Annotated in this window: 1 protein-coding gene and 1 pseudogene; both read right to left on the minus strand. The window is 42.5% G+C overall.

The features are described 5' to 3' along the window. Positions 1 to 297: pseudogene (locus tag V7D75_RS08985) on the minus strand (hypothetical protein); the annotation flags it as partial. A 30-nt stretch (positions 298 to 327) separates the two neighbouring features. Next, complete coding sequence (locus V7D75_RS08990) at positions 328 to 453, minus strand: hypothetical protein (protein WP_313974213.1); 126 nt, start codon at positions 451 to 453, stop codon at positions 328 to 330. Between the last annotated feature and the right edge of the window lie 276 nt (positions 454 to 729).

A 729-nucleotide genomic window follows, 5' to 3' on the forward strand; every position in this document is an offset into this window, starting at 1 on the left:
TTTAAGCCATTTAAAACCGTGGGTTTCCCACCATGCTTCAAAGCGCGGCAACGTGCTGCCACGCACCGCTGCTGGCAAGTTCAAAGTACGAAGTTTTTGGGCCAATACTGGGTCGCTAATGGCTTGATGAATGCTAAGATAAAGACCACTGCTATCGTCAGTATAAGGCTGCCTGTTTTGCCATGACCTATCATCAATTTTCATGCGGGGCAATTTCCACAGCTCACCGCGGTAGTATACAACATATAACCGGCGTTTAGGATGAACGAAAATGGCATCAATGGGGCGCATGGGCATAGTATTCTGTTATCTCTTTGACAAAAAAGTTTAGGTAAAGGGTAGGGCGACATCCATTGTCGCGTACGCCCTTGCTTCATAGGTGACGTGCTGGTAAACCACCGCAAACAGTGGCACACTGATCAGCAGATTGCGCACATTATTAGCTTTTCTCACTACCAATCGTTTTATTGTTACTCATCGTTTATTATTAGCGACAGTTTTACTGCCAAACACAGGGCGTTATGCATGAATTGGTACTATAATATCTACTGTTTTTAATCGACATTATGCTAGCAGAAATGCAACAGACTAACGAGCAGCAAACATAGATTGATGAGTGTTGTCTACCACGTTTCTTCTTCATAAAAAGTATGAAACCATACGCTATCATCAGCTTTGCCGTAAAATTTACACGCTTGTCGTGTTGTTCTTAAAACTCAATTTTTACTA

This window comes from Psychrobacter sp. (assembly GCF_036731945.1).
In the GTDB taxonomy this organism is placed as follows: domain Bacteria; phylum Pseudomonadota; class Gammaproteobacteria; order Pseudomonadales; family Moraxellaceae; genus Psychrobacter.